Below are 24,782 nucleotides of genomic sequence, written 5' to 3' on the forward strand. Positions count from 1 at the left end.
TGTATATGTTTGAAACGTTTGCCCCTTTTTTGCCATAGAAAAATCCCCTCTCAGATAGACTGTTAAGAACATTTTATCATGCTCTCTTTTTACTCTGTCTACCTGTAGGGGATAATACCACCCTTCAAAGTGCTGGCTCTTTTTTCATGGCTTTTTCAAAAACTGGCATTCATGAATTTCCGCTTTTTTATCCATGATAAGAGGAGGAGGCGATAGAATGGGTAATCCAAAAAAAGATTCCAAACACTTTAGACCGAGCCATCAAGGGACACAACCGATAGCAGCGGGTGGGAATAACGGTAAGAAAATGCAGGACAAATCCGGCAAACATGCTCAGGTCATTCAAACTAAAGGCGAGTAACCAGGGGATAATAATCGTAATAATATTATGTAAACAAATAACGTGAGGTGAAATTAATGGGCTCATATAAACACAACCCGGATAACCGTTTAGATAATGTTGAAAAAATTCAGGATGCAATTCAAAATACAGAAGAAAACATAAACGCTGCAAATGAAACGTTATCATTTTCTTCAGAGGTGGAAAAAATGTCAATTAAGGCCAAAAATGACCGAAGAAGAAAGAGCATCGAGGGAATGAAGGAAGAAATGCAAGATGAACAAGAAGCACGGGAAAGCGGTTATAATAACGATAATATTTAACAAATAGGTAATGGGGAGGAAGAGGTGCGTAATCTTTCTCCCCTTCTTTATAAAGTGAAGCAGACAGTTGAGACAGCTTAAATGAAATTTGAACAGTTGTTATGTTAAAATGTTTATTGCAATAGAAATGAAAGTGGGGAAACAAAATGTTCATAGCTGAAAACGAAATTGAAGTGCGGTATGCAGAGACGGATCAAATGGGTGTTGTTTACCATGCGAATTATTTTATATGGATGGAACTAGGCAGGACAAAATTGATAAATGATTTAGGGTTTTATTATGCTGATATGGAAGCGGATGGCATCCTCTCACCTGTTATGGATATTCAGGCTTCGTATAAAACCCCTGTTAGATATGGTGATAAGGTAAAGGTTAAAACCTGGATTGAAAAATATGACGGCTTACGGGTCATTTATGGATATGAGATCGTAAATGAGAGAAATGAAGTGGCGGCTACAGGTCATTCTTCTCACGTTTGCGTTAAAAAGGAGACCTTCCGCCCGATATCCATTAAACGGATGTTTCCTGATTGGCATGAGGCCTATGAGAAAAATAAAAAGCAGGATGAATTGGTTTAATGACAATCATTGAGGTGATTAAAAAATGGCTTTTGGGATTAAACGGACAGACGTAGTAACCTGGAAGCAGAAAATCGATCAAGGTCAAATAGCTTTTTTAACTCATTATTGGCTGGACGACCGATTTCCTGGTTGCAAGACGGTTACAAAAGTGGGATGCAAAGATTTACGGCGTTTATCGGAGTGGGGTAAGAAATACGGGCTTAAAAAAGAGTGGATTCATCACAGGAAGGATGGCTACTCGCATTTCGATCTTTTAGGGGACAAGCAAAAGGAAATTCTTAGGGCGGAGAATATTAAAGAGCATCTGCTCGATTGAAACAAGAAAAAACAGCAGTTTACACCGCTGCTTTATTGTCAAGCACTCTTTTCATAGTGAAATTCAGGTTCAGTCAGTTTTTCATTAAAAGTAATAAGTAAATCGTGACCATCAAAGTACCATAAATCTTTTTCTTCTACATAAAAATTAATCTCATTCATAGTTGTTATGGCTGCTGCAGTTTCAGGTTCTTCTTTCATGATACCTAATGAAAAGCCGCTTTGGACGGAACTATGCCCGCCATATCTTACATAAAAGCGCAAATGAGAGCCTTCTTGAAGCCCCAGCTCATCAATATACCACTTAGCTGCTTGATCGGAAATGGTCAGTTTCATACTAATTCTCCTTCCTAGAGGTTCGTTATTTAAGTATAAAGTAATTATGAAGTAGATGCGAATAATGTGGATTTAAGAAAGGAAACGACTATCGCCAAAAGAATCCGAATAGGCATAAATTCAATGGTATAGGCGGGAAAATAAAACAAGGTGAAACCATCGATGAATCGATGGAACGCGAAATTCTAGAAGAAACTGGAGTGAAGGTAAAGGTTATGGCCTTTCGAGGGGTTGTGACATGGAATCAAACGGGTGGGAATGTATGTTTACAGAGCTGAAGAGGCAGGAGGCGGGCTTTCTTGCCTGTGATGAAGGGGAACTTGCCTGGAAGCCATATCAAAGGGTTATGGAGGCAAATGAAGTTGTTTCCAACATAGAGTATTATCTAAAAGATAAATTACAGGATGACAGCCACAGGAATTTGCCTGTTCCTAAGCCGTTGCCTGATTTAATTTAAATGACTTTCACCAATTGAAAAACCGCCAATAAGCGGTTTTTTTGTATATTTAATGGGTGACAAATATTCTGGAAAGTATATATTTGGATGATAAAAGTGAAATGCCATCTAATTAATTTCCTTATATAGAGGGGGCAGCTGATTGCGGAAAACAGAGCTGTTAAAATGGAGTACAGAAATGGTGTTGCTTTCATTATTGGCTCAAAAGAAAATGTAAGGGTATGAGATGATCGAACAGCTCAAACAGTTAAGTGATGGTTATTTACATTATAAAGAAAGCATGTTTTATATCCAGCTTTAAAAAGACTGGAGGAGAAAGAGTATGTAAATAGTTACTGGCAGGACATAAGGAACGAAAAGGAAAAATTATTATGCGACGAAGTTGGGTATTGCTCAGTTTCAAGATCAATGGGAAGAATTGAACGCCTTTCAAGGGTAATCCGTAAGGTCGTTTCACACCTATATGAACGCACACAAAAATAGCTGCAGATTCCTGCAGCTATTTTGTATTTTCTTGTGCTTCAGCCTCGGCAAGCTTTCTCAGCAAGACGGGTGTAGGCATATGCATGATTTGCTCTAAAGGCAAGTTAAGGGACTTGGATAACTTTAATGCGGTTTCCGGTGATATTTGCAATGGCTTCATGGCGCTTTCTCCAATCAATTTTTATTAGCTAATTCCAGTTTAGCCTCTGTTCTCCAATTATTCAATCCTTACTTGACCATTTCTCCATCAAACAAAATCCATACTATTCTTTTGATGGGAAGTTAATGAAGAAAAATTCCAGTACCTTATACCTTGACAATAGAATTGGATCGAAGGCAGAATAGGGTTTTTTATGGTTCGAATGAACTGTATATTTTCAATTGAATGGATATAAAGCCCGTATGATTTGATGGAATATCTTAGATTCGTCTTATCGTGATTTACAAGATCAGGGGGAGTGGGAAAATGGGGATTTTCATAAATTGAAGCCGAAAAAAGCAATCTGGTTTCAAAAAGCAAAAGAGACAGAGGGTATATTGGATGTAAGCAGTGAACAGGTGAAACTTCAGGTAACCTTGTTATTTTCATGAAAAATGTTGATGAAAACCGTTATATTAAACCAAGACAAATTTACTATCATTGAACTAAAGCCATCGAGGCAGCGCATGCAGGCGAACATGGTAATGGATTTGCGGCTGTTTCGAATGAGCTCAGGAAACTTGCTGAACAGACTAAAAAGTCGATAGCTGAAATGGATGCAATCGTGCAAACATCAAATGAATTATAGAATGGAAAAAAGCCCGTGCGCCGGACGGGCTTTTTTCCATTAAAATATCCTCAAGAATTTCTCTTACAGCCATTTGACTTTGGGTTCAGTTTTATCGATAATTCGTTTAATGTTCGCCCGATGCCGGTAAAAAATGAAAATCGTTAATATACCGATTACAATAATAAGGGCCAAATCATTTGTATGAAACACTAAACTGTATATAAGAGCAAGAAGACAAGCAATCATCGAAGAAAGCGAGACATATTTGGATATGTATAAGGTAATGAAGAATATGATGACGGCAATGACAAAAAGTAATGGTTCATAAGCAAGAATGACACCGGCAGAAGTTGCCACAGCTTTCCCGCCCCGAAAGTTTGCGAAAATGGGAAACATATGCCCAATGACGGCAAATAAGCCAGCTAGCAATAAATTCATTTCCACGCCTAGCAATAACGGGAGAAAAGTTGCTAGAGTTCCCTTTAGTATATCCATGGTAGTAACGGTAAGCCCTGCCTTGACACCTAGTGTCCGGAAGGTATTTGTCCCACCCAGATTTTTACTGCCATGCTCCCTAATGTCGATTTTGTAAAAGGTTTTACCGATAATTAAACCGGAAGGAATCGAACCAATCAAGTAGGCAGACAGTATAGTGATGAATGTAAGCATTGTATGACCCTTTCTTTATAGAAAAATCTTCTTATTTTTATCACGATTAAGAGGCTGTTTTTTCCCTTTTTCGGAAATAAACTGAAGGAATAGCTAAAAAACAACCTAAAAATACCTGATATGCTTCTCTTATTGTAACATTTTCGTGACAAAATGGTACGGATGTCCAAAAAAAATCCATTGAAAAATGAATTTTCCTTGATGAACATCCGTCTTTTGATATACGTTTAAGTTCATGAAGGGCAAAAGGTTTATGTTTTCTTTTTTTCGTAAATATAATGAAGAGTACCTAATTGTGTATAATGATACAATACGCGGTAGCCTGTATGAACATAAGTGGTGCACACCTTTTCGAAACCTATTCTTTCTTGTATAATGGTTTTTCTTAATAATGGTAATACTCAGCTTTACTCTGTGAAATATCTTTGTTAAGGAATACTTTTTAAGCAATTATTACATTTTATGATAAAGGGGATTGATAAGAATGATACAAAATCCAAGCAGAGAAGAAATGGGTCAGATGTTAAAAAAATCGAAGCGCATCGCTGTTGTTGGTTTATCAAATAACCCCGAGCGTACTTCTTATATGGTATCGAAGGCCATGCAGGATAGCGGGTATGAAATCATCCCTGTAAACCCAGCTGTATCTGAAGTGCTGGGTGTCAAGGCAGTAAAGTCACTTAAAGATATTGAAGGGCATGTCGATATCGTAAATATTTTTCGCCGTTCAGAATTCCTTCCCGGGATTGCCAAAGAATTTGCAGAAATCGATGCTGATATCTTTTGGGCGCAGCTAGGGGTAGAAAACGGGGAAGCCTATAATTTTTTGAAAGAAAAAGGTTATACTGTCATCATGGATCGATGCATAAAAGTAGAACACGCCCTTACTAAGTAGAGTGAAAAGAGCGGAACTTCCGCTCTTTTTTAAAGGAATCGCAATGTTTAGCAGTGTAAAAATCAATAATGCCAGCCATGGCGGAGGTTGAGAACGGGCGGCATATCCATGCAATTTAAGAATAATTTGATTAAAAAAGTAAAAGTATATTTGCCAAATGAAAAATTACCGCTACAATTAGAACGGTAGCTATGACACGTTTCAACAAAGTGAAAAGATCCAACCAAGGGTGCTAACGCTAATAAAAGGGACGAAAAAATAGAACACTTGTTCTTTGTTCGTAAAAGTATTATACTTTTAATATGATATTAACGTATGAATTAATTTGTTAAAGCTAGTGAGTCATTTCATTGCAGTATGATTTGGCCCGGAAATTGTGTTTAGTAAGGAAAGGGGAATTTCTGTGGCAAAGAAAGTAAAAACAATCGAGTACAATGATGATGCAATTCAGGTACTGGAAGGACTCGAAGCGGTCAGAAAACGTCCCGGTATGTATATCGGCAGTACTGATGCACGTGGACTTCATCATTTAGTGTACGAGATTGTAGATAACTCCGTAGATGAGGCTTTGGCTGGATATGGAGACCAAATTAGTGTGAAAATACATAAAGATAACAGTGTAAGTGTGTCAGATAAGGGGCGTGGAATGCCTACCGGTATGCATAAATTGGGTAAACCTACGCCTGAAGTCATTTTGACTATTCTTCATGCTGGCGGTAAATTTGGACAGGGCGGATATAAAACGAGCGGAGGCCTTCATGGAGTAGGTGCCTCGGTCGTCAATGCGTTGTCTGAATGGCTTGTCGTGACAATCAAAAGGGACGGGTTCATTTACGAACAACGGTTTTTCAATGGCGGAAAGCCAGAAACGACTCTTGAGAAAATCGGTAAAACCAATCAAGCTGGTACCAAAATCCACTTCAAGCCCGATCCGAAAATATTTTCGGTGACAACTTTTAATTATGATATCCTTTGTGAACGTCTCCGTGAATCGGCATTTCTTCTAAAAGGCATGAAAATTGAATTGACGGATGAACGTAACGACCAGCAAGAAACTTTTCACTATGAAAATGGAATAGAAGCTTTTGTGGATTACTTGAATGAAGAAAAAGAAACCCTTCATAGTGTTGTCAGTCTGGAAGGGGAACAGAATGGGATTGAAGTCGATCTGGCCTTTCAATTCAACGATGGTTATTCAGAAAATATTTTAAGCTTTGTAAATAATGTTCGAACAAAAGACGGCGGCACCCATGAGATTGGCGCAAAGACGGCCATGACGAGGGCATTTAATGATTATGCCAGAAAAATGGGGCTATTGAAGGAAAAAGATAAAAACCTCGAAGGTACCGATATACGCGAAGGATTGTCTTCAATAATTTCTGTACGTATCCCAGAAGAACTTCTTCAATTCGAAGGACAGACCAAGAGCAAGCTTGGAACCAGTGAAGCCCGTTCTGCAGTCGATTCCATCGTGTCAGAGCACTTAGCCTACTTTTTTGAAGAAGATCCGACCACGAGTACCCTGTTGGTCAAAAAATCGATTAAAGCTTTCCAGGYCCGGGAAGCAGCACGCAAAGCGCGTGAAGATGCAAGAAGCGGGAAGAAACGGAAAAAATCCGATGCCATCCTTTCTGGAAAATTAACGCCAGCTCAATCTAAAAATCCTGAACGGAATGAATTGTATCTTGTAGAAGGGGACTCTGCAGGAGGTTCCGCAAAGCAAGGTCGTGATCGCCGTTTCCAAGCGGTACTGCCATTACGTGGTAAAGTTATCAATACGGAAAAGGCCAAACTAGCGGACATTTTTAAAAACGAGGAAATAAATACGATCATCCACGCTATCGGGGCAGGGGTCGGGGCAGAGTTCAATACGCCGGACACCAACTATGATAAAGTGATCATCATGACTGATGCCGATACGGATGGGGCCCATATCCAAGTGCTTCTGTTAACATTCTTTTACCGCTATATGAAGCCATTGATAGAGTCAGGAAAGGTTTACATTGCCTTGCCTCCTTTATATAAAGTGAGTAAAGGGACCGGAAAGAAAGAAATCATTGAATATGCTTGGAGTGATGAGGAACTTCAGGGAGCGATAGACAAGGTAGGGAAAGGCTATATGATTCAGCGCTATAAAGGGCTGGGTGAAATGAATGCCGATCAATTATGGGATACTACCATGAACCCGGAAACCAGGACATTGATACGCGTGAAGATCGACGATGGTGCCCGTGCAGAAAGACGTGTGACAACGTTAATGGGGGACAAGGTTGAACCGCGCCGTAAATGGATTGAAGCCAATGTCGCTTTTGGTCTCGAAGAAGAATCGAATATTTTAGATAATGAAAATATGTCGATTGAAGAGGAGGTCATTAACGATGGCATTTGAAGAAACGTTTAGAGATTTGCCGCTTGAAGAGGTAATCGGAGACCGCTTCGGGCGATACAGTAAATATATTATCCAAGATCGGGCACTGCCAGATGCAAGGGACGGATTAAAACCGGTACAGCGCAGGATATTGTATGCGATGCATGTAGAAGGAAATACACAGGAAAAAGGATTTAGGAAATCAGCAAAAACAGTCGGTAATGTAATTGGTAACTATCACCCCCATGGAGATTCATCTGTTTATGAGGCGATGGTCCGGATGAGCCAAGACTGGAAGCTTCGGAAAGTCATGGTTCAAATGCACGGAAACAATGGTAGTATTGATGGCGATCCGCCTGCTGCGATGCGGTATACTGAAGCCAGGCTTTCATCGATCGCCTCAGAGATGTTACGTGATATTGAAAAAAGGACTGTAGATTTTGTACCGAACTTCGATGATACTTCGGAAGAACCCATTGTATTGCCAGCAATGTTCCCTAACTTGCTTGTAAACGGATCCACAGGAATATCTGCCGGCTACGCAACGGAAATACCACCACATCAAATAGGTGAAGTCATTGATGCAGCCATTATGCGAATCGATAAGCCTGAAGCGACAGTCGCTGATTTAATGACGGTCATTAAGGGGCCGGATTTCCCTACAGGCGGTATCATTCAAGGAATTGAAGGCATTCGTAAAGCCTATGAAACAGGTAAAGGGAAAATCATCATTCGCGGCTTGGCGGAAGTGGAAACGATTCGCGGCGGCAAACAGCAAATCGTCATCACTGAAATCCCATATGAAGTCAATAAAGCGAACCTTGTTAAGAAAATGGATGAGTTCCGTCTTGACCGGAAAGTTGAAGGCATCGCTGAAGTAAGGGATGAAACGGACCGTACAGGACTGCGTATCGTCATTGAATTGAAAAAAGAAGCGGATGCAAATGGAGTCCTGCATTATTTATATAAAAATTCCGATCTTCAAATTGCTTACAATTTTAATATGGTCGCGATTTATAAAAAACGGCCGACATTGATGAGCCTGCCAAAAATGCTTGATGCGTATATCGATCACCGTAAAGAGGTAATTGTGAATCGCTCCCGTTATGAGTTGCAAAAAGCACATGACAGGGCACATATCGTAGATGGTTTAGTGAAGGCTTTGTCCATATTAGATGAAGTCATCTCTGTCATCCGTGCGTCAAAAGATAAACGGAATGCCAAAGATAACCTCATTGCTAAATTCGCTTTTACAGAAGCGCAAGCTGAAGCCATTGTTTCCTTACAGTTATATAGGCTGACAAATACTGATATTACGGCACTTGAAGCAGAGGCAGCGGAATTGAAGAACAAAATTGAGGAATTGACCAAGATTCTCGGCAGTGAAAAAGTCCTTCTTCAAGTAATAAAAAAAGAACTTCGATTCATTAAAAAGGGCTTTGATGACGGACGGCGTTCCAAAATAGAAAAAGAAATTGAAGAAATCAAAATTAATCTTGAAGTCTTGATTGCGAGTGAAGACGTGATGGTGACAGTGACGAAAGAAGGGTATGTTAAACGGACGTCATTACGGTCATTTGCAGCTTCAGGCGGTCTTGATTTTGGTATGAAGGATTCCGATCGCCTGCTCCAGAGGCTGGAGATGAATACAACAGATGTCCTGTTGCTTTTCACATCCAAAGGGAACTACCTCTATTGTCCGGTTCATCAGCTTCCTGACATTCGATGGAAGGAAACAGGTCAGCATATCGCGAACATCATTCCGATTGACAGAGAAGAACAAATCATAAAAGCGATTCCGATCAAAGATTTTACCCTGCCGCAATTCTTAGTGTTCATCACGAAAAATGGTATGGTTAAAAAGACTGAAATAGCTTCTTATAAAGCACAGAGACATTCAAAACCGTTGGTTGGTGTCAATTTAAAAGGTGAAGATGAACTGGTCGATGTCCATCATACCGATGGACAGGCAGACCTTTTCCTAGTCACTCATAACGGCTATGGTTTATGGTTTGATGAAGAAGAAGTAAGTATTGTCGGTGTCCGGGCAGCAGGAGTCAAAGGGATTAATTTGAAGGAAGATGACTATGTCATTGGCGGAAAGGTTTTAGCCAAGGATAGTAAAGAATCGATCTTTATAGTTACCCAGCGCGGAGCCATCAAGAAAATGAAATTAACCGAGTTTGAAAAAACGAGCCGGGCAAAACGGGGTGTCGTGGTCTTGAGGGAATTGAAATCAAATCCTCATAGGGTCATTGGATTTGATACCATTAACAAAACCGACAGTCTATTCATTCTTTCTGAAAAGGGAAGCATTGAAACCATCCATGCCGCTTCATTAAAAAATCATGATCGTTACACGAATGGATCTTTTGTTTTTGATGAAACGGTTAGTGGAAAAGCGAAAGAAATGTGGAAAATATCATTGGAAGATGACTCTGCCATTGAGCAGTGAATCATTTTTTAAAACGGGATGCTGATTATAATCGGCATCCCGTTTTATATTGTAACAACAAATGGACAGTAAGTAGTTGATATGCAACAGTTATATCGGTCAAGAAAATACCCCGGTCATCACCATGTATATTGACTTCATTCTGTGGTTACCTTCTTAAGTCAAAAATGACTTATTGAGTCATTTTTAAATCCTTGTATTACGACCTTAAAAATCTTACTCGAGCCATAAATAATTCAATTTTGAATTTTAATTTCGATTGAATCTAGGTAGTATAACGATTCCAATTCAGCAATTAAATGGATCACGGGCATTCCAAAAGAGTATTATAGTGAACCGGCAGTGACCGAGAGCGGAAAATACAGTAACCGTTCGGATTACCGGAATTATAAAGGGTATATCGAACCTTTTACAACATAGGCTTGGAATATTTTCGGCAAGAAAAATGCCGCGTTACCAACTTATTCTCAATATGGTAAAGGCTGGATGAAAGCCGTTCTTCCATATTGGGAAAAGCAAGGCTGTGTCGATTATAATTCGTCGATTGATGAAAATGGAGGATTTGCACCAACAATTGTCGTAGGCGCAGTAGAATTCGGGAAAGTTGCCCCCATCCGTTAACTGGGTCAAGGGATGGAGGTGTCCCGGGTCCGGCGAAATATCCTAGTTTAGCATTTTGTTATATTACTTTGAGTGTACCGTTCCCAAATTTGGGGAACAGTACACGTTTTTAATTGTAGAAAAAGTCAGGACAAAAAAGAAGGATCCTATGAGGGAATTACGGCACATTAATAGGCTATATATCCACGATTATATCCAGAGTAATGAAATTTTCATGGATTCCGGATAATGTGCAATGGCAATGGTTTTTTAGGAAATAAATGAATGCTTACTAAAAAACATCACAAAAATATCTTGTATCTAAGTAATGAAAACGCTATCATTGAATATAATATGAAATATAATTTCATTATTATCTATTGAATAATGAAATTTTATTTAAGTAATTGATAATAGGAGGATTCAATTGTCTATGGAAGAACATCTGCGTTCATTAACGACTGAATTACGGAACGAAGATACGATGAATATCGATAGTGTAAATACGATGGAAATCATTTCAGCAATCAATAAGGAAGATTTAAAAGTGGCAGCAGCGGTCCAGGAGGTTTTGCCAGAAATAAAAACGGTAGTTGAATGGGCTTTAGAATCATTAAAAAAAGGTGGGAGACTCGTATACATCGGTGCAGGAACGAGTGGAAGACTCGGTGTGCTGGATGCCGTGGAATGTCCACCGACATTCAGCACACCACCTGATAGGGTGCTTGGCATAATCGCAGGAGGGGAAAAGGCGTTCGTTCGAGCCATCGAAGGAGCGGAGGATAAAGAAGAGTTTGGGGAATGTGATTTAATCGACGTGGATCTAACAGCAAATGATACGGTTATTGGCATTGCGGCAAGCGGCCGTACCCCATATGTGAAAGGCGCTTTACGTTATGCAAGAAAGGTTGGGGCTAAAGCGGTGGCATTATCATGCAATAAAAACGCGAGCATCACAGAAGCAGCTGATATAGGGATTGAAGTGGTGGTCGGACCGGAAGTCTTAACAGGTTCCACAAGAATGAAAGCGGCAACCGCACAGAAAATGGTCCTCAATATGATCTCAACGGCTACCATGATCCGGTTGGGAAAAGTCTATGAAAATCTGATGGTTGATGTAAATGTCAGTAATCAAAAACTGAAGGATCGTGCAATTAGCATCATAGAAACTTTAACAAATGCTGACTATGATCATGCTTTGAATATGCTTGAAAAAGCAAATAATCAAGTTAAACCAGCGATAGTCATGATAAAAACGTCAACAGATTATGATAAAGCAATGGAGTTACTAGAAAAAGCGGGTGGAGATGTCAGAAAAGCCATTTCGATCCATGAAGATTAAGGAGGGAAGCAATGGCTACAGGAGGATTATCCATCATACAGACGATGTTGAGCAAGCTCCCGCAATCAGAACAAAAACTAGCAGAATATATTCTTCAGAATCCTCATGAAGTTGTGAACAGCACTGTACAGGAATTGAGTACTTCTGCTCAAACAAGCGGGGCTGCTGTTATTAGGTTGTGTAAATCGCTCGGAATAAAAGGGTTTCAAGATTTGAAAATAAGGATTGCCGGAGATTTGATGAAGACTGTTGAACAGGGCTACAGGGATATCGAGCCCTCAGAATCACTGTATCGGATTGTTGAAAAAACAACGAGTAATTCAATTCAGTCCATTCGAGACACATCTGAAATAATCGATCACGACACTCTGAAACAGGCGATAACGTTGATGCTGAACGCTAAAACTGTCCACTTTTGCGGAGTGGGTGCCTCGAATATAGTTGCTGCAGACGCTCAGCAAAAATTACTTCGCATCAATAAAGGGGCAACGGCTTTTACGGATATGCATTTAGTTGCAACTCTGATTGCAAATGCTGATGAAAATGACATCGTTTTTGCCATTTCATTCTCCGGGGAAACACCTGAAGTTGTCAATATACTGAAGCTTGCTAAAGAACGTGGTGTCAAAACGATCGGGCTGACTCATTTTGGCCAAACAACGGTATCTTCCCTGTGTGACGCCACACTGTATACATCCTTTTCGAATGAAGCACCATTTAGGAGTGCAGCGACATCATCAAGATTGGCGCAGTTATATATGATTGATATTTTGTTTTTGGGGATGGCTTCAGAGCAATATGAAGAGACTGTCCAATATATTGATAATACCAAGTCTGCAATCAAGTCGATGACGGATCGTTATAAATGAATATTACGAGATTTGACAAAGGGGGCTTTTAAATGGGTAAGGGGGATAAGTACGCCAGTTTGGCAGAAGAGTTATTGGGGAAATTAGGCGGGGCATCAAATGTTGCCGATGCTGCACATTGTATGACCAGACTAAGGGTATTGCCAATCGATCGTTTAAAAGTAAACCTGGAAGAAATAAAAAATACGGAAGGTGTTCTGGGCGTCATTGAAGAGGAAACGATACAAATCGTCCTTGGGCCAGGCGTGGTTAACAAGGTTCATACAGAATTTGAAAAGCTTTTGGAATCTTACGGCGGTTTGAACTTAAAAGAGGTGGCATCGAAGAACAAATCAGAGAATGATAGAAAAAATGCAAAACCTTTTAAACTTTTTTTACGCAGGATTGCAAGTATTTTCATCCCTTTAATTCCCGCCTTAGTGGCATCCGGTTTGATTACCGGTATAACAAAAGCGACCGTTCAAGCGGGGTGGCTTGCAGCAGAATCGCAATTAGCCATCATATTAACCGTTATTGGATCTGGTTTGTTTGCCTACCTGGGGATTTTGGTTGGGACCAATGCCGCCAAGGAATACGGCGGATCCCCTGCACTTGGTGCGTTGGCGGGTATCTTGGTCATCAATCCGGCTGTCGGCGACATTTCCCTGTTCGGTGAAAATTTGCTCCCTGGCCGCGGTGGGTTGATAGGAGTTCTCTTTGCCGCTATTTTCATAGCCTTGGTGGAAAAACAGGTCAGGAAATTCATTCCTCAATCACTTGATATCATTTTGACGCCAACCATCGCTTTACTCATTACTGGGATTGTCACTTACATTGTTTTTATGCCGGTAGGAGGGTTTTTATCGGATGCCATTACGACAGGGTTATTGAATGTGTTGGACTTCGGCGGTGTTGTGGCTGGATTCGTGCTTGGTGCGGCCTTCCTGCCCCTAGTCATTACTGGTTTACATCAAGGTTTAACGCCTGTCCATCTAGAATTGATCAATTCTATCGGGGATGATCCGCTGCTTCCCATTTTGGCAATGGGTGGTGCAGGCCAAGTTGGGGCGGCATTTGCCATCTATATGAAAACGAAGAAAGCGAGTTTAAAGAGGGCAATCGGCGGAGGCCTTCCTTCAGGGATGCTTGGTATCGGCGAACCCCTTATATTTGGAGTGACTCTGCCACTGGGCCGGCCTTTCTTAACTGCCTGTTTAGGTGCTGGAGTAGGCGGGGCATTCCAAGCACAATTCGGAATTGCGACGTCGTCCATTGGTGTTTCTGGACTGCCGCTTACCTTTTTAGTGCATCCAAATCAAATCGGTCTATTCTTGGCTGGGTTGTTCATTTCCTATATAGCAGGATTTATTTTTACGTATTTGTTTGGATTTAATGATGAAATGGCTGTTGAATTCAAATGATCGGAATCTCTTTTTATCTACAGGACCCACTTGCAGAAGCACAAATCAACCATGCTGCTAACCTAGGAGTGAAAAGGGCCTTTACCTCGCTTCATATTCCTGAAGAAAAGGGTGACCTCGTAAAGAGGATGATCAGGCTTTTAAAGCTTTCAGAGTCCTATGGAATGGAAATCCATGCGGATGTGTCATTAAACACTCTTGATCATTTAGGGATTGGCAGATTTACGGATTTAAGGCAATTGGGTATTAAAGGTATTCGACTTGATGATGGGTTTGATCGAGAAACTGTTACATCTTTATCCAAGGTGTTTTCCCTCTCACTGAATGCAAGTACGTTAAATGAAGATGAACTTCTAGCCATACTCGGGAGCGGCGTAGAACCGGAAAGTTTGATAGCTTGGCATAACTTTTATCCAAGGCGTGAAACGGGCCTTGAGGAAGAATTCTTTCATGAACAAAATCGAATATTCAAGAAATACGGTATACCGATCTTTGCTTTCATCCCGGGTGCTGGAAGTAAACGCGGTCCTCTTCATGATGGCCTTCCGACGCTTGAAAAACACAGGTTAATGAATCCTTACTCTGCCGGTGTTGAGCTATTTCAGCATGTGGACGGAGTTTACGTAGGAGATCAAGGAACCGAGAATAATTTGCTTGAGAATCTAACTGTCTATAAAAATCTCAATATTCTTTCTATTAGAATGGAATCCCAACTTTTGCAAGGCGGTCAGTATAAATTAAGGCCAGATGTTTCTCAAGATGTTTTCCGGCTGCAAAATACCCGCGTCTCAGCAAATATCGTGCCGAGTAATACAGTTACACGCAGCCTTGGATCCATAACGATGGACAATGATGCTTACGGAAGGTATCGGGGAGAGATTCAAATTTGCAGGAGAGACCTGGAGGCTGATCATAGAGTCAATGTGATAGGGCGAGTAATAGTTGAAGATATTCCCTTGCTTTCCCTTCTAAAACCTGGTCAATCCATAGAACTGTTGAGTGAAGGGAAAGTGAGATCGAACGATCTATGATACTGGGATAAACGGATTTATTACATGAAGACTTGTTAAAGAGGCGGCTGATGGGATTCCGGATGCTGCCTTGATTTCTTTATAGGATCTATTTAGATCATTTCCATTCATTTACCCCTTTCATGGTACTGGATATGGAAGTGTTACTACAAGAACTTAAAGGTAAACAAGGGAGGAAGCCTAAATGATAATAAGGATATGTGTCCCAGCTGGAATCGCATTATTCTTGGTTATATCCATTCTGGGAGGGAATGCGGCTGCAACGGGATTAGAGAACGAAAATTCAGCACCGGATGTTCAGAAAATCGTTGAAAACATGACAGTTGATGAAAAAGTCGGCCAAATGCTCATGCCGGATTTTCGTAATTGGAAAAAACAAGAAGAAGTGAAGGCCACAGGGTTTATTGAAATGAACTCAGAAATTGCAAGCATCATTAAAAAATATCATCTAGGCGGTGTGATTTTGTTCGCTGAGAATGTAGTCGACACCGAACAAACGGTTCGGCTCACGGATGGTTTGCAGATGGCAAGCCAAGACCTTCCGCTGTTCATAACGATTGATCAGGAAGGTGGAATCGTAACCCGCCTTCAAACCGGAACGAACCTTCCAGGTAATATGGCGCTTGGTGCAACCAGAAATGAGAATTACGCTTACCAAACTGGAGAAATCATCGGGAGGGAACTGTCGTCACTTGGCATAAATGTCAATTTTGGGCCGTCTGTCGATGTCAATAATAATCCCGGAAATCCAGTTATTGGCGTTCGCTCCTTCAGTTCTGATCCGGAACTTGTATCAAAGTTGGGCATTCAAACGATAAATGGATTGCAAAATCAGAACATGATAGCAACGGCCAAGCATTTCCCTGGCCACGGAGATACAGCAGTCGATAGTCATTATGGTCTCCCTCTTGTCTCTCATGATAAAGAGCGCTTGCGTTCCATCGAGTTGGTTCCTTTCCAAAAGGCCATCGATGCTGGAGTGGATATGATGATGACTGCACATGTTCAATTCCCTGCATTCGACAATACTACGTATATCAGTAAAAAAGACGGTCAAGATATTATGGTTCCTGCAACGTTGTCACATAAGGTCATTACAGAACTTTTACGTGGAGAAATGGGTTTTGACGGTGTTGTGGTTACAGATGCTTTGAATATGAAAGCCATCGCGGACAACTTCGGACAGGAAGAAGCTGTGGTCCTTGCCCTGAAATCAGGTGTTGATATTGCATTGATGCCTGCACAAGTAAATTCGCTCCAAATGGAAAAGAATATAACCACTGTATTCAATGCAGTGAAGGCAGCAGTGGAAAGCGGCGAAATTCCTATAGCTCAAGTCAATCAATCTGTAACGAGGATACTTGAACTAAAAGTGAAAAGAGGGATTTTAAACCCTGATAAAACTCCAATCGATAAAAAGATCAAAACCGCACTTCAAGTGGTCGGGAATGAAGATCATCTGAAAAAAGAAACGGAAATTGCGGAAGATGCCATCACACTATTAAAAAATGAAGGCAGAACTTTGCCTTTCAAACCTAAGAAAAATGAAAAAGTTTTGGTGCTTGCTCCTTTTGATGATCAAGTTGAATCAATGTCAAGGAGCATCCGCGAATTAGCTGATAAAAAGAAAATAAAGAAAGTCCAAATAACGGGTATAAGTTTTTCGGAAAAGTCATTTACAGATGAAGTGGCTAGACTTATTGATGAATCAGACTTTGTCATTACTGGTTCCTATATTGTCAAAAACGATCCGGCTGTCAATGATGGAGTGATCGATGATAGCGTTCAAGATTCTTCGAAGTGGGCAACAGCCTTCCTAAGAGCGGTCATGAATCATGCTAAGAAGCAAGATAAAGAATTTGTTTTAATGAGTTTAAGAAACCCTTATGATGTTGCAAATTTTGAAGAAGCGAAAGCGGTGCTTGCTGTTTACGGATTTAAAGGGTATTCGAATGGGCGTTATAGACAGCCAAATATTCCGGCAGGCATCTCGACGATTTTTGGAGGATCAAAACCTAAAGGAACTTTGCCGGTCGATATACCATCAGTGACTAAACCCTCTGAAAGCCTTTATAAACTTGGATATGGATTAGATATTAAATCAAAAAAACCCATTAAAAAATAGAGGGGGAAATAATTTGAAACGAATGATTATATTATTTACCATTTGCCTGTTTGCTTTCGGCATCGTTTCCTCAAAAAGTGTAACGGCTGTTAAGGAGAAGAAAAATCAAAAGGTCAGTCCCGGAATTGAAGTCCTTTTAAAAGAAGAAAAGAACGTGTTAAGAGGAAAGAAAGTGGGGCTAATTACGAATCCAACTGGCATCGATTCTAAATTAACCAGCATTGTCGATCTACTACATGACGATCCGGATATTAATTTGACTGCGTTATTTGGTCCCGAACATGGAGTGCGCGGAGATGCGCAAGCTGGTGCTAGTGTTGAATATTATATTGATGAAAAAACAGGTTTGCCCGTCTATAGCTTATATGGTAAAACGAAAAAACCGACACCTGAAATGTTAAAAGATGTTGAGGTCCTTGTCTTTGATATCCAGGATGTCGGAACACGCTATTACACTTATATCTACACGATGGCTTATGCAATGGAAGCAGTAAGAGAAAATGATATTCCCATTATCGTGCTGGATCGGCCGAACCCACAAGGAGGGGAATCGGTAGATGGACCTGTACTTGAACCAGAATTCTCATCGTTTGTTGGTATGTACCCAATTCCTCTTAAACATGGGATGACAGTTGGTGAACTCGCGACTTTGTTCAATAAGGAGTTTAAAATTGGAGCCGATCTAAAGGTCATCAAGATGAGAGGCTGGAAACGAGATATGGATTATGACGATACTGGGCTTCCTTTTGTCTTGCCGTCACCGAACATGCCGACCGTATCCACATCATTCGTATACCCCGCTACAGGATTGATCGAAGGAACGAATGTCTCGGAAGGCAGAGGGACAACTAAACCATTCGAACTGATTGGTGCTCCCTATATAAACAGCGATGAACTTGCTGGGAAGTTAAATGCATTACGGTTACCTGGCGTAAAATTCAGGGCCGCCTCTTTTACCCCTACGTTTTCAAAGCATGCGGGTAAACTCAGCCATGGAGTCGAAATTTATGTAACGGATAGAGCGGAATTCAAGGCTGTTCCTACTGGACTTCATATCATCAAGACCATCCATGATCTATACCCAGATGATTTCGAATTCCTTGCAGCGAACAATTTCAACCTATTGATTGGCAATGGCTGGGTAAAGTCAAGGATTGAAGAAGGTTCATCAGTAGATGAAATCATGAAAGAATATCAAGTAGAGCAGGATGCTTTTAAAAAGGTTCGCAAAAATTACTTGCTCTATAAATAAAAGTGAAAGAAAAGTCCGGTTGGACTTTTCTTTTTTTATAAACTTTCGATGGAGGAGTAAATCGCTAAGACTTTATTCCTGAATATAGTCAAATTTATAAATGAAATCAAGTTCTAAAATGGAAGGAACCGTTGTCTAATAGAATATAGGGTTTGCCCTAAATCAGTAATTGTCAGGAGGAAAGCGCATGAAAAAATATCTTCAAAAAATTGGACGTTCCTTGATGCTGCCAGTAGCCGTATTGCCGGCAGCCGCCATTTTAATGGGGATCGGTTATTGGATAGATCCAGCAGGATGGGGAGCCGGAAGTCCGTTAGCAGCTTTCTTAATAAAAGCAGGTTCTTCGATCATTGACAATATGGCTATCTTGTTTGCTGTAGGGGTAGCGTTGGGGATGTCGAAAGGAAAAGATGGGGCCGCTGCTTTGAGCGGGCTGGTAGCCTATCTGGTCATAACGACATTGCTTTCCACGGACTCGGTAGCGATGCTGCAGGGAATTGATGCAAAAGATGTAAATCCAGCATTTGAGAAAATAGAAAATGCATTTGTCGGAATTCTCTCAGGGCTTGTAGCTGCAGTTATGTATAATCGGTTCAGTAAGGTCGAGCTGCCGGATGCACTCGCTTTCTTTAGCGGTAAACGACTTGTCCCCATCCTTACTGCTGTTGCCATGTTACTGGTTTCCCTTATATTATTCTTCGTATGGCCACTCATCTACTCCTGGTTAGTTATATTTGGAGAAGGAATAAGTGAAATGGGTCCTGCTGGAGCAGGACTCTATGGATTCTTCAATAGGCTGCTGATACCAACAGGTTTACATCATGCGTTAAACTCCGTTTTCTGGTTCGATGTAATAGGACTTAATGATATCGGCAATTTCTGGGCTGGAACAGGAATAAAAGGAACCACAGGCATGTACCAAGCAGGATTCTTTCCCGTCATGATGTTCGGGTTGCCAGCTGCGGCTCTTGCCATGTACCATACGGCAAAATCCCATAAGAAAAAACAAGTGGCATCATTAATGCTCGCTGCAGGTTTCGCTTCGTTTTTTACAGGTGTTACTGAACCATTGGAATTTGCTTTCATGTTTGTCGCACCTGCCCTTTTTGTGGTGCATGCTTTATTAACCGGAATTTCGTTAGCTATAGCTGCGACCTTCCAATGGACAGCAGGGTTTGGTTTTAGTGCAGGATTCATTGACTTTGTTTTAAGTTCAAGATTGCCATTGGCAAATGAACCTTATATGCTCCTTCTTCAAGGACTGGTTTTCGCCGTTATCTACTATTTCTTATTCCGCTTCTTGATAATAAGGTTTAATTTAATGACTCCCGGAAGAGAAGATGATACAGAAGATGAGCTTGATGGTGGAGGAGCGAATGCACAAGCAGATAGCAGTCTAGACGGGTCTAATCAGAGTAAATTCTTTGGGATGGCCTCTGCAATTTATGAGGGGCTGGGCGGAGACGCTAACGTAACAACTGTAGATAACTGCGTTACCCGTTTAAGAGTTGAAGTGGAGAATATGGGAGCTGTCGATCAGAATAAAATCAAATCAACAGGGGTTGCAGGAATTAATATCGTTGGTCCCCAAAGCATTCAAGTCATCGTAGGGACACAGGTGCAATTCATAGCCGATGAAATTGAAAAGATCCGACGGCAATAGGGAACCGGTTAAACTGTTATTTTGCTCTCCAATTCCCTTCTTTCATGCAACTATTGATTTACTCTAATCTACGGTCAGTATTGTTCCTTCTCATCTTTTCTGATCGTAGAGATTTTTATGAAAAAGTACCGTATTAAACGTACCAATAAATCGATTTTCATTTAATCGATTCCTAATATAGTAAATATACCTTTATACACTTTGCCCTTAAATTAGAATAAAACGAATCGATGTTCTATAATATATTAAGGGTATTGTATTAAAGGATTTGCCATGAGGCTTGGAGAATTAGTAATGAAGCTCGTCCGTCATGCAATTGAATGGTTAGGATTTCATCGGAAATTAATGTTTTAGCTGCATACATACACGTCACCGCTAAAAACACGATCGTCTAGGGTATTAAGTTTTTGGCAAAGGAAATCTTTTGAATTTTTACTAGTATAGGAGAGGTTCCGGTCATGTATAAACCAAAAACCAAAGAAACTGACAGCAGTGTCACTGAGTTCATTGAGAAAGTCGATAATCTAAAAAAACGTGAAGACGCATATAAATTATTAGATATTTTTACCGAAACGACAGGTTTTGAGGCAAAGATGTGGGGACCGAGCATAATTGGTTTCGGTACCTATCATTATAAATATGAATCTGGTCACGAAGGTGATGCCCCTCTAGTTGGCTTTTCACCTCGTAAAGCAAAATTCAGTCTATATTTTACTCCGGGCGACAAAAGAAGGGTAGAATTGTTACAGACATTTGGAAAACACACCACCGGAAAAGGATGTGTATACATCAATAAAGTGGCAGATATCGAAATTAATGTTTTGAAAGAATTGATTAATCAGTCTGTAAAGTTTTTGAGAGAAACATATCCGGACAAATGATGAAAAATAAAGCATAAAATCAGTTTTATGATTGTATCAGAGGAACAAGAAAGCGAGAGGGAACGAATGAGGAAAATTAAAGTCGGTATAGTTGGGTATGGATTGTCAGGGGCTACATTTCATGCGCCATTACTAAGTGTTTTAGGGGAATTTCAAATAACGAAAGTAGTCAGCTCCAAAAAGGAAAAAGTCCAAAAAGATTTGAAGGATGTAGAGGTGGTAAGCAGCTTAGAGGATATTCTTGAAGATGCGTCCATCGATTTGGCTGTTATTACAACACCGAGTGGTTTACATTATGAAATGGCCAAGCAAAGCTTGTTAGCCGGGAAGCATGTCATCCTGGAAAAGMCGATGGTAGTGGAAGCTTGGGAGGCAGAGGAGCTCATTAAGATTGCCGAGGAAAAGAATCTGCTATTAAGCGTCTATCATAACCGGAGATGGGATAATGACTTTTTGACGGTTAAAAAACTTATTGATGATGGAGTGCTTGGGGAAATCAATACATACCAGGTCCATTATGATCGATTCAGGCCGGTGGTCAGGGATAGATGGAGGGAAAAACCAGGGCCAGGAACAGGTATGCTATTTGATTTAGGATCACATCTGATCGATCAAGCCTTATATTTGTTTGGATTGCCGCAATTCGTTTGGGCAGATGTATTTTCGCAAAAAGAGAATGCCCAAACGGATGATTATTTCCATGTGATATTAGGATATGAAAAGCTGAGAGTGATATTGCATTCAGGCTCGATCGTACCGGTTAATGGACCGCGGTTTCAAGTGCATGGAAGTAAAGGATCATTTATCAAGTACGGTCTTGATTGCCAAGAGGCGGCGTTGAGTGAGGGGAAAAAACCGGTGGATGGCTCTTGGGGTTCAGATGATCCTGAGTTTTATGGCAAGCTGGTTACCGTTGAAGGTGAAAATGAGACACATGAAACCATTGAAACTCTGCATGGTTCTTATTTAACGTATTACCAGGCAGTTGCCGATAGTATATTGAACGGGAAAAAAGCTCCAGTCACTGCTCAGGAGGGGCTATCGGTCATTAAAATCATTGATGCGGCTTTCGAAAGCAGTAAGGGGAAGAAAGCGGTTTTTATTAAATGAAATCCATTTGCCCCTTATAACAATATGAAATGAGAAGAACGGGATAAAAAGCGGCCTAATTCCCTTCCAAGCGGAAAAAGGCCGCTTTTTATTATGGTCAAATGCCTGATTTCCTGGTTTATTAGGGAAATCAAACCTATATATATCGCATATACTCGTGAATTCGAGCTTTCCAGAAGATTTTGAGCTGTTTACGCACGAAATTGGAGCAAATACTCAAGAGATTGAAGCGTTACTCGTGAGATTCGTGCATTTACTCGTGAAATTGGAGCAAATACTCGTGAGATTCGTGCATTTACTCGTGAATTCGAAGCAAATACTCGTGAATATCTATTAAGGATATAAAAATCATAACGAAAACCCCGAATAGCGGCAGCTATTCGGGGTTTTTGTTAAATGAATAAAATTGATAGTACCTTCTTCAGGTCTAGGATAATGCCTTTGCATGAAGAGATCGCTTTTGCCAAGCCATAGTGATCATCAAAGTGATGAATAAGAGGAAAAGGCCCAACATGAACGGATAGGTAATGTGCACATCATACATCATTCCGGCAAGTGTGGGTCCGAGCACATTTCCGATGCTCATATACGCATTATTCATACCCATTGCAAAGCCCTGCTCATTTCCTGCCATCTTGGAAATCAGTGTGTTAAGAACTGGACGTAAGATGGAGGTGGAAAGGAAGATGATAAGTGAGATTAAAAAGAAAATCAGGTAACTTGAAGCAAAAAGTGATAGGAGGAAACCGATGGCTGCAACACTGATAAAGATATTCAGCACATTCACTTCCCCAAAACGGCGTACAATCCGGTCGACGACAAACAATTGTACAATTACACTGACGATACCTGTGGCTGTAACCATTACGGCGATGTCCTTAGGACTTGAATTGAATTGATTATCAAGATAAAGCCCAATTACAGACTCATATGCCATTAAACCAAAGCTCATTACAAGTGTAATGATGAGTGGGATGAAATAGGGCATTTTCACGGATAGGGCAATCTTCCGAACCATCGTTTCAGATTTTGCATCCATGGGTTGAGTAACTTGTGCCGTTTCGCTTTCTTTTAAAACAAAAATGGAAAATACCACTGCCGACAGGGATACAAGCGCGGAAATCAAAAAGGGAAACTTCAAGCCAAAGTCAGCTAGAAATCCTCCAATTCCCGGACCGACTACAATACCTAGGGACATGGCGGCAGATACTAAACTATTGCCCTTAGCGCGCTGATCAAATGTGGTGATATCAGCTACATAAGCAAATATTGCCGGTATAAGCAATGCGGCACCGATCCCGCCGATGATACGCGAAGCATATAATAACCAAATGGAATTGACTGCATAAAAAATAAACATGGATAATGTCAAACCGACCAACCCATAAATAATCATTTTTCTGCGCCCAAATTGGTCTGTCCATTTTCCGGCAATTGGTGAAAAGATAAGTTGTGCACCTGCGAAAATGGCAATCATTAGGCCAGCGGCGGTACCGCCTTGATTAATGGAGGCAAGATATGCTGGTAAAATGGGAATGATGATACCGAAACTTCCTATTGCTATAAACATATTGATCATTAGGATAATGATCTTTTTACGTTGCTCTGCTGACATGTACAGCCTCTCTCTCTCTTTATAGATCAATAACCATTTTAATTCGTATGGTTAATTTTTTGATACGTTAATTATGTTATAGTTTTAGATGGATAGTTGTCAATAAGAAAGGATTGTCAAACATGCATTCAGGTGAATTGTACAATTTACATATAGAAATCAAAGAACTAAGCAGTCTCTCACAGGAATTGGTGGAACCGTTATTGGTTAAATATGATTTAACCTCAGTACAGTATCGGGCATTGCAATTAATAGTCTTCAATGAATCCATGGCCGTTAAATATGTTTCGAATCATTTGAAGATCAAACCTGCAGCAGGAACTGCGCTAATTGACCGGCTCGAACGGAAGAAATTGATTGAGAGGGTACACAGTGAGGATGATCGGCGGGTCGTTTTTATCCAATCAACTGAAAGTGGAAGGAAAACCTATCATTCCATCAATAAGTGTTTCGCCAAAATCTTTCGTGACTTTTATAGCGTCTTAAGTGAAGAGGAAACGGAACGGCTTAAACAAATTGTGGGAAAACTGACCGAACACGTGACTTCTCGCATAGAGAATAAAATATAGTTTCCTGGCATGTACAGGTTCCATTATATATAGAAAGAAAGGCACTATATTAATTTTCATTTTGGTCTTTTTGAAAAATACGTATTAAAGCAGTGAAATTCAGTATAGCTTCACTGCTTTTAGGCAGTTAATTATCTGAATAATCAATTAATTTTTGAGAGTTTCTTTTGAGTTTATAAAATGACAGCATTGAAAATAAGATCTTCTTCAGGAAAAAATAGCGGGCATTCATTTACTTTGTGACAATTCGTTTTAATTTTAAAGACTTATTGGGCATCCCCTTAATTGATCACTCTATATAAGTAGATTTGCAATGGATAAATAATGAATGAT

Annotated in this window: 26 protein-coding genes; 22 read left to right on the forward strand and 4 right to left on the reverse strand. The window is 40.4% G+C overall.

Annotated elements, in window-relative coordinates; all coding sequences use genetic code 11:
• Window positions 1–217: 217 nt before the first annotated feature.
• The 4 genes from AC1DVK_RS18630 (at window position 218) to AC1DVK_RS18645 (ending at window position 1,560) form a co-directional block, all read left to right on the forward strand.
• On the forward strand, window positions 218–361 hold the full coding sequence (locus tag AC1DVK_RS18630; protein ID WP_048678620.1) for an acid-soluble spore protein N: 144 nt from the start codon (window positions 218–220) through the stop codon (window positions 359–361).
• 56 nt (window positions 362–417) lie between these two features.
• Window positions 418–663, forward strand: coding sequence for a small acid-soluble spore protein Tlp (gene tlp / locus AC1DVK_RS18635; RefSeq protein ID WP_477627091.1), 246 nt, complete (start codon window positions 418–420; stop codon window positions 661–663).
• Window positions 664–809: 146 nt separating this feature from the next.
• The gene (locus AC1DVK_RS18640; protein ID WP_410861625.1) at window positions 810–1,241 is read left to right on the forward strand and encodes an acyl-CoA thioesterase; all 432 of its coding nucleotides are present in this window, start codon (window positions 810–812) and stop codon (window positions 1,239–1,241) included.
• Window positions 1,242–1,266: 25 nt separating this feature from the next.
• Window positions 1,267–1,560: a hypothetical protein gene (locus AC1DVK_RS18645; protein WP_410861624.1), complete on the forward strand. Its 294-nt coding sequence runs from the start codon at window positions 1,267–1,269 to the stop codon at window positions 1,558–1,560.
• A 38-nt stretch (window positions 1,561–1,598) separates the two neighbouring features.
• Here the strand turns inward: AC1DVK_RS18645 and AC1DVK_RS18650 are convergent, their stop codons facing one another.
• Window positions 1,599–1,895, reverse strand: a complete 297-nt coding sequence (locus AC1DVK_RS18650; RefSeq protein WP_318684963.1) for a HesB/YadR/YfhF family protein — start codon at window positions 1,893–1,895, stop codon at window positions 1,599–1,601.
• Between the two features lie 158 nt (window positions 1,896–2,053).
• Here AC1DVK_RS18650 and AC1DVK_RS18655 point away from each other — a divergent pair, with 158 nt between their 5' ends.
• A complete protein-coding gene (locus AC1DVK_RS18655) occupies window positions 2,054–2,173 on the forward strand; it encodes a hypothetical protein (RefSeq protein WP_477627111.1) in 120 nt (39 codons plus the stop codon).
• On the forward strand, window positions 2,134–2,352 hold the full coding sequence (locus AC1DVK_RS18660) for a hypothetical protein (protein WP_477627092.1): 219 nt from the start codon (window positions 2,134–2,136) through the stop codon (window positions 2,350–2,352). The genes AC1DVK_RS18655 and AC1DVK_RS18660 overlap by 40 nt, the downstream gene beginning before the upstream one ends.
• Window positions 2,353–2,851: 499 nt before the next feature.
• Here AC1DVK_RS18660 and AC1DVK_RS18665 read toward each other — a convergent pair whose 3' ends face one another.
• Complete coding sequence (locus AC1DVK_RS18665; protein WP_081108790.1) at window positions 2,852–2,995, reverse strand: YycC family protein; 144 nt, start codon at window positions 2,993–2,995, stop codon at window positions 2,852–2,854.
• Between the two features lie 493 nt (window positions 2,996–3,488).
• On the opposite strand from AC1DVK_RS18665, the gene AC1DVK_RS18670 reads away from it, so the two are divergent.
• Window positions 3,489–3,623, forward strand: a complete 135-nt coding sequence (locus AC1DVK_RS18670) for a methyl-accepting chemotaxis protein (RefSeq protein ID WP_284472079.1) — start codon at window positions 3,489–3,491, stop codon at window positions 3,621–3,623.
• Window positions 3,624–3,686: 63 nt separating this feature from the next.
• Here AC1DVK_RS18670 and plsY read toward each other — a convergent pair whose 3' ends face one another.
• Complete coding sequence (plsY, locus tag AC1DVK_RS18675; RefSeq protein WP_061462989.1) at window positions 3,687–4,274, reverse strand: glycerol-3-phosphate 1-O-acyltransferase PlsY; 588 nt, start codon at window positions 4,272–4,274, stop codon at window positions 3,687–3,689.
• Window positions 4,275–4,758: 484 nt separating this feature from the next.
• Between plsY and AC1DVK_RS18680 the strand changes: the two genes are divergently transcribed.
• The 14 genes from AC1DVK_RS18680 to AC1DVK_RS18745 all read left to right on the forward strand — a co-directional run bounded on the left by AC1DVK_RS18680 (window position 4,759) and on the right by AC1DVK_RS18745 (window position 22,602).
• Window positions 4,759–5,169 (forward strand): CoA-binding protein, encoded by a 411-nt coding sequence (locus tag AC1DVK_RS18680; RefSeq protein ID WP_089363050.1) that lies wholly within the window; start codon window positions 4,759–4,761, stop codon window positions 5,167–5,169.
• 403 nt (window positions 5,170–5,572) lie between these two features.
• On the forward strand, window positions 5,573–7,558 hold the full coding sequence (parE, locus tag AC1DVK_RS18685; RefSeq protein ID WP_477627093.1) for a DNA topoisomerase IV subunit B: 1,986 nt from the start codon (window positions 5,573–5,575) through the stop codon (window positions 7,556–7,558).
• A complete protein-coding gene (parC, locus tag AC1DVK_RS18690; RefSeq protein ID WP_410861621.1) occupies window positions 7,548–9,992 on the forward strand; it encodes a DNA topoisomerase IV subunit A in 2,445 nt (814 codons plus the stop codon). Before parE ends, parC begins: the two co-directional genes overlap by 11 nt.
• A gap of 486 nt (window positions 9,993–10,478) precedes the next feature.
• On the forward strand, window positions 10,479–10,613 hold the full coding sequence (locus AC1DVK_RS18695) for a hypothetical protein (RefSeq protein WP_410861620.1): 135 nt from the start codon (window positions 10,479–10,481) through the stop codon (window positions 10,611–10,613).
• Between the two features lie 406 nt (window positions 10,614–11,019).
• Window positions 11,020–11,934 (forward strand): N-acetylmuramic acid 6-phosphate etherase, encoded by a 915-nt coding sequence (murQ, locus tag AC1DVK_RS18700; RefSeq protein ID WP_410861619.1) that lies wholly within the window; start codon window positions 11,020–11,022, stop codon window positions 11,932–11,934.
• Window positions 11,935–11,945: 11 nt separating this feature from the next.
• On the forward strand, window positions 11,946–12,803 hold the full coding sequence (locus AC1DVK_RS18705) for a MurR/RpiR family transcriptional regulator (protein WP_061462994.1): 858 nt from the start codon (window positions 11,946–11,948) through the stop codon (window positions 12,801–12,803).
• A gap of 32 nt (window positions 12,804–12,835) precedes the next feature.
• Window positions 12,836–14,203: a PTS transporter subunit EIIC gene (locus tag AC1DVK_RS18710; protein ID WP_477627094.1), complete on the forward strand. Its 1,368-nt coding sequence runs from the start codon at window positions 12,836–12,838 to the stop codon at window positions 14,201–14,203.
• The gene (locus AC1DVK_RS18715) at window positions 14,200–15,234 is read left to right on the forward strand and encodes a MupG family TIM beta-alpha barrel fold protein (RefSeq protein WP_477627095.1); all 1,035 of its coding nucleotides are present in this window, start codon (window positions 14,200–14,202) and stop codon (window positions 15,232–15,234) included. The genes AC1DVK_RS18710 and AC1DVK_RS18715 overlap by 4 nt, the downstream gene beginning before the upstream one ends.
• Before the next feature lie 184 nt (window positions 15,235–15,418).
• Entirely contained in the window at window positions 15,419–17,359 is a 1,941-nt protein-coding gene (locus AC1DVK_RS18720; protein ID WP_477627096.1) for a glycoside hydrolase family 3 protein, read from the forward strand.
• Between the two features lie 13 nt (window positions 17,360–17,372).
• Window positions 17,373–18,611 (forward strand): exo-beta-N-acetylmuramidase NamZ family protein, encoded by a 1,239-nt coding sequence (locus AC1DVK_RS18725; RefSeq protein ID WP_477627097.1) that lies wholly within the window; start codon window positions 17,373–17,375, stop codon window positions 18,609–18,611.
• Between the two features lie 187 nt (window positions 18,612–18,798).
• The gene (nagE, locus tag AC1DVK_RS18730; RefSeq protein ID WP_410861614.1) at window positions 18,799–20,274 is read left to right on the forward strand and encodes an N-acetylglucosamine-specific PTS transporter subunit IIBC; all 1,476 of its coding nucleotides are present in this window, start codon (window positions 18,799–18,801) and stop codon (window positions 20,272–20,274) included.
• A gap of 458 nt (window positions 20,275–20,732) precedes the next feature.
• The gene (locus tag AC1DVK_RS18735; RefSeq protein WP_410861613.1) at window positions 20,733–21,155 is read left to right on the forward strand and encodes a DUF1801 domain-containing protein; all 423 of its coding nucleotides are present in this window, start codon (window positions 20,733–20,735) and stop codon (window positions 21,153–21,155) included.
• A 66-nt stretch (window positions 21,156–21,221) separates the two neighbouring features.
• Window positions 21,222–22,265, forward strand: coding sequence for an oxidoreductase (locus AC1DVK_RS18740; protein WP_477627098.1), 1,044 nt, complete (start codon window positions 21,222–21,224; stop codon window positions 22,263–22,265).
• 157 nt (window positions 22,266–22,422) lie between these two features.
• Window positions 22,423–22,602, forward strand: a complete 180-nt coding sequence (locus AC1DVK_RS18745) for a hypothetical protein (protein ID WP_410861611.1) — start codon at window positions 22,423–22,425, stop codon at window positions 22,600–22,602.
• A gap of 90 nt (window positions 22,603–22,692) precedes the next feature.
• On the opposite strand, the gene AC1DVK_RS18750 is transcribed toward AC1DVK_RS18745, so the two are convergent.
• Window positions 22,693–23,880 carry an MFS transporter gene (locus tag AC1DVK_RS18750; RefSeq protein WP_089364485.1) on the reverse strand — a complete coding sequence of 396 codons (1,188 nt, stop codon included), beginning with the start codon at window positions 23,878–23,880 and terminating at the stop codon, window positions 22,693–22,695.
• A gap of 122 nt (window positions 23,881–24,002) precedes the next feature.
• Here AC1DVK_RS18750 and AC1DVK_RS18755 point away from each other — a divergent pair, with 122 nt between their 5' ends.
• Window positions 24,003–24,449: a MarR family winged helix-turn-helix transcriptional regulator gene (locus tag AC1DVK_RS18755; RefSeq protein ID WP_410861610.1), complete on the forward strand. Its 447-nt coding sequence runs from the start codon at window positions 24,003–24,005 to the stop codon at window positions 24,447–24,449.
• The last annotated feature ends 333 nt before the right edge of the window (window positions 24,450–24,782 follow it).

Source organism: Peribacillus sp. P4_B1 (genome assembly GCF_056402395.1).